Genomic DNA, 14,407 nt, shown 5'->3' with positions numbered 1-14,407 from the left:
CCCCCCCCCCCCCCCAACTGACAAAGGAGACGACATCATGACGACCATTACTCTGATTCTTTGCAGGACATCTCGGGACTAATTCCGCATTCTTTTCCGCTTTGCGTTCCCCCCCAGCTGTAGCCTGCCTTACCCTATTTTTAAATTGATCAGCAGGATGATCTATGGGCAATGCTATTCGCTCTATTTCGGCGCGCGTCAGTGTGATCGCGACGGAAAATACTTGGATTGAAGATAAAGCAATCCAACAGCTTCACATTACATCACAACTTCCCGATATGGTTCGCGTGGCCGGCATGCCAGATTTGCATTCGGGACGCGGTTACCCTATTGGCGCCGCTTTTTTCTCACAGCAGCGCTTCTATCCGGCGCTAGTCGGAAACGACATCGGCTGCGGCATGGCGCTATGGCGCACGAGCCTGAACGCCAACAAAATCTCTCTGGATAAGCTGGAAAAGCGGCTTGGCAATATCGATGGACCACTGGAAGACGATATCGACATTCCCCCTTCGCTGGCGGATTTTCGCTATTCGCTGGGCACCATCGGTGGCGGTAATCATTTTGCGGAATTACAGCAGCTTGATGAAATCTATCAGGCAGATGCGCTACACGCTCTGCACATCGATCCTAAACAACTATTGTTGCTCGTTCACAGCGGCTCACGCGGATTAGGGCAAACCATACTGGAAGCTCACGTGCGGGAATTCGGCCATCAGGGGCTTGAAGCCAACACGCCTGCCGCAGAAGCCTATCTGGAACAACACCAGTTCGCGCTGATGTTTGCCACCCATAATCGGCGGCTGATCGCGCAGCGGATGCTGGATCGCTGGCATACGGAAGGCGATGCTGCATTGGACGTGAACCACAATCTGGTAACACCGACAACGATTGAAGGCATTTCCGGCTGGCTACACCGCAAAGGCGCAACGCCTGCCGACTGCGGCCCGGTCATCATTCCCGGCTCGCGCGGTGACTACAGCTATATTGTGCACCCCATTCCCCACGCTGACAGCCTGTACTCGCTGGCACATGGCGCGGGCAGAAAGTGGATGCGCACGGAGTGTAAAGATCGGCTGTCTTCACGTTACAGCGTTCAGCAACTGGCGCGAACCCGCTTCGGTAGCCGCGTGATTTGTCAGGACAGGCAGTTGATTTTTCAGGAAGCACCAGAAGCCTACAAACCGATAGACAGCGTGATCGGTGCGATGCAGCAAGCGGGATTAGTCACGCTGATTGCTCGCCTGAAGCCGGTACTCACCTACAAAACGCGCGGGGAGGATAAATGATATTATTTCAGCTTTCCGCCGCGCAGGGGCCAGACGAATGCATGCTGGCAACGGCAAAAGCGTTGCAGGCTCTGGTACAGGATGCCGCACGACAAGGTATTGACTGTGAAATTATCGAAACCGAAGCGGGGAAACGTTCCGGTACGCTGCGTTCCGCACTGGTGCTGTTAAACGGTGGCCAAGCGGAATCGCTGGCTGCTAGTTGGTGCGGTACGCTTCAGTGGATCTGCAATAGCCCCTGGCGTAAAGGTGGCGGACGCAAGAACTGGTTTATCGGCGTCGCGCGCTTTCATCAGGAACAGGCGTTTGCCGATAACGAGATTCGTTTTGAAACCACCAAATCCTCTGGCCCCGGCGGACAGCATGTGAATAAAACCGAGTCTGCCGTTCGCGCCACCCACGTCGCCAGCGGCATCACGGTGAAAGTGCAGAGTGAACGCAGCCAACACGCGAACAAGCGTCTGGCCTGTTATCTCATCGCCTACCGTCTGGAAGCGTTACAGCAACAGCAGCATGCCGAACTACGGGCACAGCGGCGTCTGTTCCACCACCAGATCGAACGCGGCAATCCGGTAAAAGTCTTCAAAGGCGAAGACTTTACGCTGGTTGCATCGCGCTAACCTCAACTCACAGTCGGGCACCGGTTGCCCGCCTGTTATTTCTTCTCGGAAATAGCCTTAAAGTATTGGGATAGGCTGAACGGTGCCTGTAAACCCGGCAGCTCACCGAGTCGATTAAGTTCATCGCGATGCGAGGCTACCCATTGCTGCTGCAAAGGCTTTAACGTTGTTGTTCGCGCCGCAATGAGCCTATCCAAAAACCCGCGTTCGCCCTCCACCGCCAAATGGAATGCTTTTATCGCCAATTTATCCACCTCACTTCCGGTACAGCGGTTCATCGCCTGTTCATTCAAATAAACAAGCGTAGTGGCTTTATCATCGTCGTTTAACGTCCAGAACCAGTCGTTTTCAGACGGCAACGCGACAGGGCTATCCTTCCCCCGCTCACGGCACTGCTGATAGATCGAATCTAATTCGTGTAATGAAGGTTCGGCATACGCACAGCCAGTAAACAACAGCAAAAAAGCAGCATTAGCGATACAACGCACAGATCAGACTCCTTCCCAAAATTGAACGGCTTCCCTCTTAAAGAGAATGCCATCGGCCCGACGATAGCGCTACACTTCCGCTATCGATTCCTATCAGGCTGAAACGATGAACATCGTGCGGATATTTTTCTTACCCCTAATACTGATGCTATCGGGCTGCCAGGTCATACAAGGTAAGCCTGTCGCGCCACCGCCGCCCGCGGAGAACGCGCTCGAAATTCGCTATGCGCAAACCAGCCAGTTGGAAAAAATGGGGACAATTTCGGTGAGCATGCGCGGAAACGCAGATGATGTCGATCGCGCCCTTCAACAAAAAGCCGATGCCTCCGGTGCGCGCTATTACGTGATTGTAATGAAATCCGAGGCCGCAACGCTCCCCGGCATGTGGTTCGCGCGTGCCGTGCTGTACCGCTGAATCTGCGGGACAGGTTGCCAAAAGGCGGTCAACGAGGATGGCGGACAAAAAAGCAGTCCACCATAAAAATACCGGGCAGATTCCCGGTATTGTCATGCAACATCACATTAATACGACATACACGCCGCATTCAGAATCCCGCCGCTGAGTGAGGCCGCGCAGAGAAAGGCACCAGAGGCAATATCGTTATTCTGGATATGCTGGCTGAGACGCGGCATATACAGACGGACAGCGAAATAAATCAGCAATTGCACCACCAGCGCCACCACACCCCAGGTAATGTAATCAATCAGACTCACGGAATTAATCGCCGCACTGGAAAGCGGGATAACATAACCAATTAACGCCCCACCAAACCCAATAGCCGCCGTAGCGTTATTTTCTTTAATCAGCGCCCACTCATCATGCGGCGTGATGCGGGTGTAGATAAATAGAAAGGCCAGTACCATGGCAAACCCGATAAAGAAATAGGAGGCAAAAGCAAGTAGCGACGTAACAATAGGCATAGCAACATTCCTTTTAAAGGAGACTCGTTGGCGCATCAGCAACGAATAAGGAGAAGTAAAGAAGAATTATATACCCTAAATAATTCGAGTTGCGTGAAGGCGGCAACCGCACGAATCCCCAAGAGCTTACACAAGTAAGTGACTGGGGTGAGTAAGGGCAGCCAACGCACAAGCAATTTGAAGTATGACGGGTATAGATGATTCTTGCATAGCAAAGCGTTTATACATGACTTTACGTGATAAACAATGCTGGTGTCCCCAGCGGAGCGCGTTATCCCCCGGCCATCATATCCACACGAGTTTCCTCACATTTTTTAAGAAAACGGATAAGCATTACGCCTGAAATGCCGATAACAGATAAGGCATTTTTTATCAGTTAGGTAGTGCCCGTTTCACATTCATCACCTGCTTTTTATGCAAACACACAACAACAACTAATCCGTTCCTGGTCTGCCATGACGGTAAATAATTAATGAACGAAAGGAAGAGGTTTATGCTGCGCTGGATGTCATTTCAAAACCTGTCTGTAACGCGCAAGTTATTGGTAGGGTTTGGTTTATTGCTCATCATGGGAGTGATTCTCTCTATGGTCGGCTTTTACGGATTACACAATAGCGATCAGTCGTTAAAACGCATCAGTCGTCTTGGCGCCATGTATGACAAAACCGTTGTCGCGCGGGAAGGCAACTTTGGCTATGCGTTGGAGCGTAAAGCGCAGTATCTGGAACAGCACGATAGTGCGATCGGTAGCATTAAGGAAGAACTCTCAGCACTTCTGAAAGCGATCGACACAGGTCATTGGCCAACCGAAGATAAAAGCGCGATTCAGGATATCAGCGCATCCCTCAACGCCTATATTTCACAGCGCCAGCAGGTTATGAGCCCAGATGTCAGCCAACAGCGGCTCAGTGAATTAAACGATCAAATGGCGGGGTTGCAGGAAAACATCAATAAACTTTACTTCACGGAAGAGAGCCGTGCGGGCCGTAACGTTATTAGCAGCGATATACAGCTAGGCGTGATCACACTTATCGCCATCATACTCGGCCTGACCACAGCGATCGTTATCTCACGACAGATTGTACGCCCGCTACATCAGGCGTTACACGCCACCCGCGCGATTGCGGAAGGCGACCTTACCGTACAGCTTCACAATGAACGCCGCGATGAGCTGGGCCAGTTGATTTCAGCCATGGGGCAGATGAACACCAACCTGCACAGCATGATTGATAAAATTCGCCTCAGCGCGAACCAGATTTCCTATGCCGCAGGGGAAATTACCGCTGGCAATGTCGATCTCTCCTCTCGCACCACGCAACAAGCCGCCGCGCTGGAAGAAACCGCCGCCAGTATGGAACAACTGACGTCAACGGTGAAACAGAATGCCGATAACGCCCATCAGGCTAACCGACTGGTGATGGATGCCTCCGATACCGCGAACCAAGGGGGAGAACAGGTTTCTAAAGCCGTCCACACCATGCACGATATTGCGCAAAGCTCCCACCGCATTGCTGAAATTACCTCAATGATCAACAGCATCGCGTTTCAAACCAACATCCTGGCGCTCAATGCCGCGGTAGAAGCGGCACGAGCTGGTGAACAAGGCCGCGGTTTCGCCGTTGTCGCCAGCGAAGTGCGCAATCTGGCACAGCGCAGCGCACAGGCCGCCAAAGAGATCGACACGCTCATTGCCGAGTCGGTTTCACAAATCAATAACGGGGCAGCTCTCGTTAACGGCGCGGGAAAAACGATGGAGGGGATTGTCCAGTCAGTGACGCAGGTTCACACCATCATGCAGGATATTACGACAGCCTCGGATGAACAGCATCGCGGTATCTCTCAGGTTGGTCAGGCTATTATAGAAATGGATCAGAACACGCAGCAAAACACCGTGCTGGTGGAACAGTCCTCTGCTGCCGCTCACTCGCTGGAGCAGCAAGCCATCGTGCTTTCTGACGCGGTTTCCGTTTTCCGGCTTTTACAGCCTTCACAACAAGGCATTCACAGACTGGCGAGCCCCGCTGCATAGCCCCAACGAAAAAGAGGTGCCCCAGGGCACCTCTTTACTCTCATTCGCGACACGGATTACGCGCGCTGGCGAACGGCTTCAAACAAGCACACGCCTGTAGCAACAGATACATTCAGGGAAGACACGCTGCCCGCCATCGGAATGCTGATCAATTCATCACAGTGCTCACGGGTCAGGCGACGCATGCCTTCTCCTTCCGCGCCCATCACCAGCGCCAGCGGCCCGGTCAGCTTGCTTTGGTACAGCGTATGATCCGCTTCACCCGCCGTGCCAACAATCCAGATATTACGCTCCTGCAACAGGCGCATGGTACGAGCCAGATTGGTCACGCTGATAACCGGTACGGTTTCCGCCGCACCACAAGCAACCTTCTTCACTGTCGCATTCAGTTGCGCAGAACGATCGCGCGGCACGATCACCGCATGCACACCGGCGCCGTCCGCATTACGCAAGCACGCGCCCAGGTTGTGGGGATCGGTCACGCCGTCCAATATCAGCAGGAAAGGCGTTTCCAGATTGTCTAACAATGCAGGCAGATCGTTTTCCTGATATTTCCGCCCTTCTTTGACTTTCGCTACGATCCCCTGATGCACCGCGTCATCAGCCTGCTTATCCAGCCATTGGCGATTCGCCACTTGAATGACGATGCCCTGCGCTTCCAGCTCTGCAATCACAGGCTGAAGGCGACGATCGTCGCGCCCTTTCAGAACAAAAACTTCCAGAAAACGCTGTGGATCGCGCTCAAGCAGTGCTTTAACCGCATGGATACCGTAAATAATTTCGCTCATTGATACTCTTCAAATTAACCATAACAGGCGGTGCCCGTTAATGTAGAGATAGCGGTTTGCCCCACGCCATCCTCCCCTTCACAGGGGAGGGAGCAGATAAGCTAACCTTACTCAGCAGACTTTTTCTTTGCTCGTTTCGCTTTGGTCGCGGCGGCGATTTTACGCGTTTTTTCCGCGTTCTTTTTCGCTTTATCGCGGTTCTTTTTCGGCTTGGCTTTTGGCTTATCCGATTTCGCGTTGCGGTCACCTTCTTTACGGAACGCGGCATCCGGTTCAAAGTTTGCTGGCGCTTTGCTGCCGCTGCGACGACGTCGAGCTGGCTTAGCCTCACGCGATTCCGGTTTCTTCGCGCGGTCGCGCGCGGTTTTCCCTTCACCACGGACCTTGCGCGTGCTGGAAATCAGCGCAAAATCAATGTTGCGCTCATCCATATGCACCGCCTCAACGCGAATTTCGACTTCATCACCCAGACGATAAACCTGCCCGCGCGATTCTCCGATCAGTCGCTGACCAATATTATCGTAGCGGTAGTAGTCATTATCCAGCGTGGAAACGTGCACCAGCCCATCAATAAACAGATCTTTCAGGCGCACGAAGAAGCCAAAACCGGTCACGCTGGAGATGATTCCCGTAAAGACCTCACCCACGTGATCCTGCATAAAGTCGCACTTCAGCCAGTCCGCAACGTCGCGCGTTGCTTCATCCGCACGGCGCTCCGTCATCGAACAATGCATGCCCAGCTGTAGCATCTCGTTAATATCGCTATGCCAGCCGCCCGTTGACGTCCAACGCTCATGGCGATTGCTCAGCAGATATTTAATCGCACGGTGCAGCGACAGATCGGGATAACGACGAATCGGCGACGTAAAGTGGCCGTAAGACGTTAATGCCAGACCGAAGTGGCCTCGGTTCTCTGGGTCATAAATCGCCTGTTTCATGGAACGCAGCAGCATGGTTTGCAGCATTTCCCGGTCAGGACGATCAGCCAACTCATTCATCAATTCAGCGTAGTCTTTCGGCTGCGGTTTCATTCCGCCTTTCAGCGTCAGCCCCAGCTCGCCCAGCACGCTGCGCAGGGCTAATACATGATCTTCGCTCGGCTGGTCGTGTACGCGGAACAGCGCAGGTTCTTCATTTTTCTCGACAAATCTCGCAGCGGAAATATTCGCCAGAATCATGCACTCTTCGATCAGTTTGTGGGCATCGTTACGCACCACGGCTTCCACACGGTCAATACGGCGTTCGGCGTTGAAAATGAACTTCGCTTCTTCCGTTTCAAACGCGATGCCGCCGCGCACTTCACGCGCATGCTCAAGCACCTTATACATGCGGTGCAGCTCTTCCAGCCCGCCCACCAGCGGTTTGTAGTGCTCACGCAGCTCGGCGTCGCCTTGCAGAATGTTCCACACTTTAGTGTAGGTCAGACGCGCGTGTGAACTCATCACCGCTTCATAGAACTTATAGGACGACAGCTTGCCCTGCGCCGAGATGGTCATTTCACACACCATACACAGACGATCGACCTGCGGGTTAAGCGAACATAGCCCGTTCGACAGCACTTCCGGCAGCATCGGAACTACCTGCGACGGGAAATATACCGAGGTGCCACGCGCACGCGCTTCGTGGTCAAGTGGCGTATTCGGCCGCACGTAATAGCTCACATCCGCGATGGCTACCCACAGTCGCCAACCACCGCCACGTTTCTTCTCACAGTACACTGCATCATCAAAATCGCGGGCATCTTCGCCGTCAATCGTGACCAGCGGCAGCTTACGCAGATCCACACGGCCTTTTTTCGCGGCTTCTGGCACCTCTTCAGCAAGATCTTTCACCTGCTCTTCCACTTTCGGCGGCCAGGTATGCGGAATATCGTGGGTGCGCAGGGCGATATCCACCGCCAGTCCGGTCCCCATATTGTCACCGAGAATCTCGACGATCTTACCGACCGCTTTCGTGCGGCGCGTGGCACGCTGCGTCAGCTCAACCACGACCACGAAGCCCATACGAGCGCCGTTAATTTCTTCTTTCGGGATCAGAATATCGAAGCTCAGGCGGCTGTCATCCGGTACAACGAACCCAACACCTGCATCGACAAAATAGCGGCCGACAATTTGCCCAGTACGCGGTTCCAGCACGCGCACAATGCGCCCTTCACGACGTCCTTTACGATCCGCGCCCAGCGGCTGTGCCAGCACGACATCGCCGTGAATCGCCCGTTTCATCTCTTCAGCCGACAGATACAGATCGTCTTTGCGGCCTTCCACACGTAGGAAGCCGAAGCCATCACGGTGACCGATAACCGTACCACGCAGCAGATCGAGTTTTTCCGGCAACGCATAGCACTGACGGCGGGTAAAAATCAACTGACCATCACGCTCCATCGCACGCAGGCGACGACGCAGCGCTTCGAGAGCATCTTCTCCGGTTAATTGCAGATCGGTGGCTAATTCTTCTCGGCTAATAGGAGTATCGCGCTTGGCAATGTGCGCCAAAATATATTCACGACTAGGAATGGGGGATTCGTATTTTTCTGCTTCTCGTTCTAGGAATGGATCTTGTGACATTGCGGTTCCTCCGTTGTCATCAGCAGGAGGCTGAACAAAATTCATTCAACCAACAATAATTTATAAAGCGGCGGGTTTTCGTTGACCATATCAGCCAGCGTGTATTGATCCAGCTCTTGCAGGAAATTTTGTACCGCCTGTTGAAGCACCTGCTTCAAGCGGCAGGCTGGCGTAATGTGGCAAAACTCATGGCTACAGTTGACCAATGTGAGCGGCTCCAGTTCGCGCACCACATCACCAATTCGGATGGTGTCTGCCGGTTTTCCAAGGCGGATGCCACCATTCTTACCGCGCACAGCCATCACCAACCCAGCACGACTAAGTTGATTGATAATTTTGACCATATGATTACGAGACACACCATACACTTCTGTTACCTCAGAAATGCTGGTCATTTTCCCGCTCGGCAGCGATGCCATGTAAATCAGCGCCCGCAAACCATAATCCGTAAAACTTGTTAACTGCACATAAACCTCGGATACCTCTGGGTATCATTAACCGGCGTATTAAGTACGCCCCTGAAAAACCAACGCTATTAACAGATAATAAACCAGGCGTAAACGCTACGGCTAATTATTTATCCCCTTATGTGTTAAGAGAAACCTGCGTTGAGAGAAACCGCCTGGCTACGCCCTTCCTCATATCCCTCACGTCTGCCATATCTTTTTAATTTTATCTCACCGCAACACAGATAACGTATGCTCTTTAGTTACGCGCACCAAATTAGTTACACACACCACACCCCCAATGATGACTGGTTTATCACCGACGAAGGCGGCGTAAGGAAAAGGACACCATGAGGTTGAAAAATATTTCTATTCGTACCGGCTTATTGACGTTATTGCTGCTCACTACCCTGTTGCTGCTTATCGTCAGCAGCATGGGCGTTGTCGCGATTAAGAAGGACAGAGAAACGCTGACCGCGCAAAACCAGATTCAGGGCATTGAACTGGGCAACCTGATGAGCGGCTATAACCAAACGCTCAGCGCACGTGCCTCGGCAACGCTCGCCGTCAGGAAGATCGAAATCGGTCTACTGGACGACGGGGCGAAGGAAACTGGGGTCGTAGAGAAGCATCTTCGCCAATCGCAGGAAGATATTGACCGCGTACTCCAATCAGCCAATGCCGATCCCAAACAGCAGGCGCTGGCGCAGGACGTATTGAAAACCTATCAGGCCTATTTTCAGCAGGGCATGGCTCCGATGCTAAGTGCACTGCAAAAGCAGTATACCGACGAATATTATGACGTTCTGGAAAAACAGCTCGGCCCGCTGAGCGAAGCCTTTGATTTATCAATCCAGAATTTCCGTCAGTATGCCCAACAGCTGTCCGAGCAGGGGCTGGCACAGTCTGAGAGCAACGAGCGCATCATGCTATTACTCATTGCCATCGCCTGCCTGCTGTCTATCACGCTGGTGGCATTAGCCTGGGTCGCACTGCGACACATGCTGCTCAAACCGTTGGATTATGCCATTGAGCAACTGGAGCAGGTGGCCGCTGGTAACCTGACCCGTCGCCTGATTCAAGGAGGAGACAACGAACTGGGGAGACTCAACGATGCCATCGGCCGCATGCAGGGTGCGCTACTGGAATCGGTGAGCCAGGTGCGTGATGCCAGCACGCAAATCGATCTCGGCAGCCGCGAACTCTTTGAAGAGAACACCCTACTTGCCCAACGCACCGACGAATCCGTTGCTGCACTGGAACAGACAGCAGCAAGCATGGAGCAACTCAGCGCGACGGTGAAGCTCAATGCCGACCATGCCGAACTCGCGCACCAACTCGCCAACAACGTCTCGAACACCAGCAGCCGCAGCAACGAATCCGTCTGTTACGTCATTGAAAAAATGCAGGAGATCGCCACCAGCGCCAAGCGTATCAATGACATTCTCAGTGTCATTGACGGCATCGCATTCCAGACCAACATTCTGGCGCTGAACGCCTCCGTTGAATCCGCTCGCGCAGGCGAACAAGGCAGAGGTTTTGCCGTCGTCGCCGGAGAAGTGCGTAATCTGGCGCAGCATAGCGCACAGGCGGCGAAAGAAATCCGCGCATTGATTTTGGATTCCCAAACGCGCGTGTCCGAAGGGCTTGAATTAGCCACTAAAGCCGGAGAAACCATGGATGAAGTGACCGACGAAATCATCCGTATTACGCAACTGATGCGAGATATTTCCACCGCCACGCAAGAACAGCATCGCGGTATTGAGCAGGTTAACGTCGCCTTCACACAGATCGATAAGGTCGCTCAGCACAACGCGCAGCTCGTCAAAGCCTCATCAGCGACTACACAGTCACTAGAGCAGCAGTCTCAGCAGCTCATGCGCTCCATGGCGCTGTTTCAGGTAGATCCTCGCCTTTCCTAATCTACGGTGTATTACACCGCCTGTGGTCGGCCTCCGCGCTGGCCACAGGCACCCTTCCGTCAATCCACTACTTACGCCATCCTATTTAAAAGACGAATAAATAATCGAACAAGTCAGGAACCCTCTTCACGCTTAACGCACTTATTTTATAGGTATACTTTCAGATAATTTGAGTATTATTTTTTTACCGCTATTCTCTGTTTTTGTACATAGGCGTATAAGTAGAGTGACAGCCTAAAAGCGACAAGAATAGTCGCGTAAATATATTGAATAAAAAGACAATGAAAAAAGCATCTTATTGATAACTGTAATCATGTGCGCCGACCATTAATTACATACCAATATAATATTCATTAATCAAATTAATAGCAGGCTATTTTATTAATTCGTCCCATTGATTTTCGCGTAAAAAAAGGGGGACTGCCGTTCGCCCGATAACACCACAGACGGCATCACGATAAAATCACACCTCTGACAACAGCGAATCAAGGATAAAGACAGAAAGAATATAGGCAGAGATAAACATGAATAATCAGTCAGTTGATTTGATTACCAGGTTTGACAGTGAAGCCAAACTGCATGCGCTTGATTCCATTTATGCCATTGCCGAATTCGATCTGGCAGGAAAACTGGTTGAAGCTAATCCTCTTTTTTGCAAAATGCTGGGCTATAAAAAAGAAGATATTATTCAGAAAAATCACATATTTTTTCTGCCAGAAGCCCAGCACCAAAAACACGATCATTTCTGGCACGATGTGGTGAAAGGAAATATCAACGCAGGGGAATTCCAGCGAAAAACGCAAAAAGGAGAAATTATTTGGCTCCATGCTGCTTATACGCCAATTATCGATAACAAAGGCCGACGTATTGGCATCATAAAACTGGCAACGGATATTACGCAGGAAAAACTCCTCGTATCAGAACATCGCGCACGACTGGATGCGATTGAGAGCGCGCAAGGCGTTATCGAGTTTGATCAAGACGGCTATATCACCCACGTCAACAAACACTACCTGATGCTAACGGGCTACGAAGAAAAAGAAATTCTCGGCCTGCACCATAAGTCACTCTGCGATCCTCTTTATACCGAACAACCCGACTATCAAACCTTCTGGGAAACCCTGCACCGCGGTCATCCCATCAGCGGACGCTTTCATCGACTGGGCAAGGACAGCCATTCATTCTGGATACAGGCGACCTACAGTCCGGTCATGGATAGCGACGGCAATGTGAGGAAAATCATTAAATACGCTCACAACATTACGCAGAATGTCGAAACCGAAAAAAAAGCCCACCAGCAAGGCATCATTCTCGATATCCTGCTCTCCGTTCACGACAGCTTTCTGCTCGACCATAATCTGCCCTCTGCCTGCGATAAAGTCTTTGAACGGCTGCTTGATGTCACCAACAGCACCTTCGGCTTCATTGCCACGTTGCAGGAAGACGAGGACGGTCAGTCGCTCTACCTTCCCGCCATATCCAATCTTGCCTGGGATAAAGATACGCTGGCCTGGTACAGAAACCAGCGCAGAACCCACGGCGGCCTGACGCTCCGTAAGCTGGATAATCTGTTTGGTCACGTGGTGACCCACAATACGGTGGTGTGTACCAATAACCTGCTGAGACAAAAGGCTGGTCGGGACCTCCCGCCTATCCATCCCGCACTCTATTCCCTATTGGGGATCCCAATCACTCACAACGGCAAAGCGATCGGAATGATCGCACTGGCTAACCGTCGGGAAGGTTATGATCAAACGATGATCGAGCTACTGGCTCCGCTGGTGAAAACGCTCGGCATTATCATTCGTGCCCGTACACGAGAAGATGAACGGGCACAGATAGAAGCCTCTCTGCGTTTTCACGCGGGGCATGATTTTCTTACCGGCCTACCCAATCGCAGCAGTTTCTTCGAACAAGCCAACGCCTTTTTTCTGCACAAGCAGCAACACCAGCAGACGGACAAAAGCTGTCTGGCGATTATTGATATCGATTTATTCAAAAACATCAACGATCAATACGGTCATCTGGCTGGCGATGCCGTCCTTAAAGAGCTGGCGATGCTCATGCGCATGTCTCTGCGTCAGGAAGATCTGGTCGCACGCCTCGGCGGTGAGGAGTTCATCATCCTGTTAAAAGATGTCTCTTACCAAACGGCAGTGGTAACCATTGAGCGTATTCGTAAAGCGATTGAGCAGCATACGTTGGAATACGATCGCCAGACTCTGCATTTCACGATCAGCGCAGGCATTGCCGCTTACCGTTCCGATCTTGCTTCCGTTGAGGACTGGATCCAGTTAGCCGATGCAAACCTCTATGCGGCTAAACGGCAAGGGCGCAACTGTGTGAAATAAGCCCATCCCGACAGCGCTGCTGGTAGCTTTGCTCGAACGTTTGCATTCCCGCCGCCGTTCCCGTTTGAATCAGGCCAGGAAGCTGATGCGTTTTCCCTTCCCGAATCAGGTTGCCGACTGCTGCCGTCGCCGTTAGCACTTCATAAAGTGCAATGCGACCGCCTTGCGCTGCGGGCAACAGCCTTTGCGTCACCACAGCCTGCAAGCAGGTGGCGAGCTGGCTGCGAACATAGGCTTTTTCTTCACCGGGAAAGACGTCAATCAGACGATCGACCGCCTGCGATGCGCTGCGCGTATGCAGCGTGGATAGCACCAGATGGCCGGTTTCCGCCGCCGTCAGCGCCAGCCGAATCGTCTCCGTATCACGAAGTTCCCCCAGCAGAATCACATCGGGATCTTCCCGCAATGCCGCCCGTAACGCCTGCGCAAAAGACGCGCTGTGCGCACCGATCTCTCGCTGTTGAATCAGGCAACGCCGGCTGACATGGATAAACTCGATCGGATCCTCCAGCGTAATCACATGGCGATCGCTGCGGTCGTTTAACGCCCCAAGCATGGCCGCCAGCGTCGTGGATTTGCCGCTCCCCGTCGCACCAGTAATCAGGATCAGTCCGTTCGGTTTCTCCAGCAGCATCGACAGAACGGGGGGCGCGTGTAGCCCATCCAATGACGGCTGAGCGGACGGGATAATACGCAGTGCCGCAGACAGCCCTTCCCGCTGGCGAAACACATTCACCCGCAGACGTTGCCCATCGGGCAGCATTAACGCGCCGTCCACCTGACCAAACTGCCGCAGTTGCTCTCGCTGCGCCGGTTCGAGCCAGGCATCGCACCATTGTGCCACCTGCTCCGGCGTTAAACGTGGTAAGGTATTTTCAGGCTGTAGCCGCCCATCCACACGTAACACTGGCGGGTGGCCGCTACAAAGGTGCAGATCCGAGGCATTATGTTTTACACTACGCACCATCCACTCATCCAATTCCATAGATAAC

At 52.5% G+C, this 14,407-nt stretch carries 12 protein-coding genes; 6 read left to right on the top strand and 6 right to left on the bottom strand.

All coding sequences use genetic code 11. The annotated features are described in order from the left end of the window. Positions 1 to 164 precede the first annotated feature (164 nt). Positions 165 to 1,286 (top strand): RNA ligase RtcB family protein, encoded by a 1,122-nt coding sequence (locus H0247_RS05555; protein ID WP_180741638.1) that lies wholly within the window; start codon positions 165 to 167, stop codon positions 1,284 to 1,286. Then, complete coding sequence (gene prfH / locus H0247_RS05550; RefSeq protein ID WP_180741637.1) at positions 1,283 to 1,906, top strand: peptide chain release factor H; 624 nt, start codon at positions 1,283 to 1,285, stop codon at positions 1,904 to 1,906. Before H0247_RS05555 ends, prfH begins: the two co-directional genes overlap by 4 nt. 35 nt (positions 1,907 to 1,941) lie before the next feature. Here the strand turns inward: prfH and H0247_RS05545 are convergent, their stop codons facing one another. After that, positions 1,942 to 2,394, bottom strand: coding sequence for a hypothetical protein (locus H0247_RS05545; protein WP_180741636.1), 453 nt, complete (start codon positions 2,392 to 2,394; stop codon positions 1,942 to 1,944). A gap of 106 nt (positions 2,395 to 2,500) precedes the next feature. Here H0247_RS05545 and bsmA point away from each other — a divergent pair, with 106 nt between their 5' ends. Then, complete coding sequence (gene bsmA / locus H0247_RS05540) at positions 2,501 to 2,809, top strand: biofilm peroxide resistance protein BsmA (protein ID WP_180741635.1); 309 nt, start codon at positions 2,501 to 2,503, stop codon at positions 2,807 to 2,809. Positions 2,810 to 2,916: 107 nt separating this feature from the next. Here the strand turns inward: bsmA and H0247_RS05535 are convergent, their stop codons facing one another. After that, positions 2,917 to 3,315 carry a DUF350 domain-containing protein gene (locus H0247_RS05535; protein ID WP_180741634.1) on the bottom strand — a complete coding sequence of 133 codons (399 nt, stop codon included), beginning with the start codon at positions 3,313 to 3,315 and terminating at the stop codon, positions 2,917 to 2,919. A 493-nt stretch (positions 3,316 to 3,808) separates the two neighbouring features. Here H0247_RS05535 and H0247_RS05530 point away from each other — a divergent pair, with 493 nt between their 5' ends. Continuing rightward, positions 3,809 to 5,344, top strand: a complete 1,536-nt coding sequence (locus H0247_RS05530; RefSeq protein WP_180741633.1) for a methyl-accepting chemotaxis protein — start codon at positions 3,809 to 3,811, stop codon at positions 5,342 to 5,344. 56 nt (positions 5,345 to 5,400) lie between these two features. Here H0247_RS05530 and rlmB read toward each other — a convergent pair whose 3' ends face one another. The 3 genes from rlmB to nsrR all read right to left on the bottom strand — a co-directional run bounded on the left by rlmB (position 5,401) and on the right by nsrR (position 9,163). After that, positions 5,401 to 6,132, bottom strand: a complete 732-nt coding sequence (gene rlmB, locus H0247_RS05525) for a 23S rRNA (guanosine(2251)-2'-O)-methyltransferase RlmB (protein ID WP_015841585.1) — start codon at positions 6,130 to 6,132, stop codon at positions 5,401 to 5,403. Between the two features lie 107 nt (positions 6,133 to 6,239). Next, positions 6,240 to 8,696 (bottom strand): ribonuclease R, encoded by a 2,457-nt coding sequence (gene rnr / locus H0247_RS05520; protein ID WP_180741632.1) that lies wholly within the window; start codon positions 8,694 to 8,696, stop codon positions 6,240 to 6,242. Positions 8,697 to 8,737: 41 nt separating this feature from the next. Further along, the gene (nsrR, locus tag H0247_RS05515) at positions 8,738 to 9,163 is read right to left on the bottom strand and encodes a nitric oxide-sensing transcriptional repressor NsrR (protein WP_180741631.1); all 426 of its coding nucleotides are present in this window, start codon (positions 9,161 to 9,163) and stop codon (positions 8,738 to 8,740) included. 329 nt (positions 9,164 to 9,492) lie between these two features. Here nsrR and H0247_RS05510 point away from each other — a divergent pair, with 329 nt between their 5' ends. Continuing rightward, entirely contained in the window at positions 9,493 to 11,064 is a 1,572-nt protein-coding gene (locus H0247_RS05510; RefSeq protein ID WP_180741630.1) for a methyl-accepting chemotaxis protein, read from the top strand. 524 nt (positions 11,065 to 11,588) lie between these two features. After that, on the top strand, positions 11,589 to 13,415 hold the full coding sequence (locus H0247_RS05505) for a diguanylate cyclase (protein ID WP_180741629.1): 1,827 nt from the start codon (positions 11,589 to 11,591) through the stop codon (positions 13,413 to 13,415). On the opposite strand, the gene H0247_RS05500 is transcribed toward H0247_RS05505, so the two are convergent. Then, complete coding sequence (locus H0247_RS05500) at positions 13,384 to 14,400, bottom strand: type IV pilus twitching motility protein PilT (protein WP_180741628.1); 1,017 nt, start codon at positions 14,398 to 14,400, stop codon at positions 13,384 to 13,386. The genes H0247_RS05505 and H0247_RS05500 overlap by 32 nt on opposite strands. Positions 14,401 to 14,407 lie beyond the last annotated feature (7 nt).

It is taken from the genome of Pectobacterium sp. CFBP8739, from assembly GCF_013449375.1.
Lineage (GTDB): Bacteria > Pseudomonadota > Gammaproteobacteria > Enterobacterales > Enterobacteriaceae > Pectobacterium.
Note: the sequence above shows the minus strand (reverse complement) of the source record. Positions and strands in the feature narration are given on the sequence as shown.

Bases quoted from the DNA above. Each gene is read 5' to 3' on its own strand.
- H0247_RS05500 (WP_180741628.1), bottom strand. From the start codon at position 14,400: ATGGAATTGGATGAGTGGATGGTGCGTAGTGTAAAACATAATGCCTCG.
- bsmA (WP_180741635.1), top strand. From the start codon at position 2,501: ATGAACATCGTGCGGATATTTTTCTTACCCCTAATACTGATGCTATCG.
- rnr (WP_180741632.1), bottom strand. From the start codon at position 8,696: ATGTCACAAGATCCATTCCTAGAACGAGAAGCAGAAAAATACGAATCC.
- H0247_RS05530 (WP_180741633.1), top strand. From the start codon at position 3,809: ATGCTGCGCTGGATGTCATTTCAAAACCTGTCTGTAACGCGCAAGTTA.
- H0247_RS05555 (WP_180741638.1), top strand. From the start codon at position 165: ATGGGCAATGCTATTCGCTCTATTTCGGCGCGCGTCAGTGTGATCGCG.
- H0247_RS05510 (WP_180741630.1), top strand. From the start codon at position 9,493: ATGAGGTTGAAAAATATTTCTATTCGTACCGGCTTATTGACGTTATTG.
- prfH (WP_180741637.1), top strand. From the start codon at position 1,283: ATGATATTATTTCAGCTTTCCGCCGCGCAGGGGCCAGACGAATGCATG.
- H0247_RS05535 (WP_180741634.1), bottom strand. From the start codon at position 3,315: ATGCCTATTGTTACGTCGCTACTTGCTTTTGCCTCCTATTTCTTTATC.
- rlmB (WP_015841585.1), bottom strand. From the start codon at position 6,132: ATGAGCGAAATTATTTACGGTATCCATGCGGTTAAAGCACTGCTTGAG.
- H0247_RS05505 (WP_180741629.1), top strand. From the start codon at position 11,589: ATGAATAATCAGTCAGTTGATTTGATTACCAGGTTTGACAGTGAAGCC.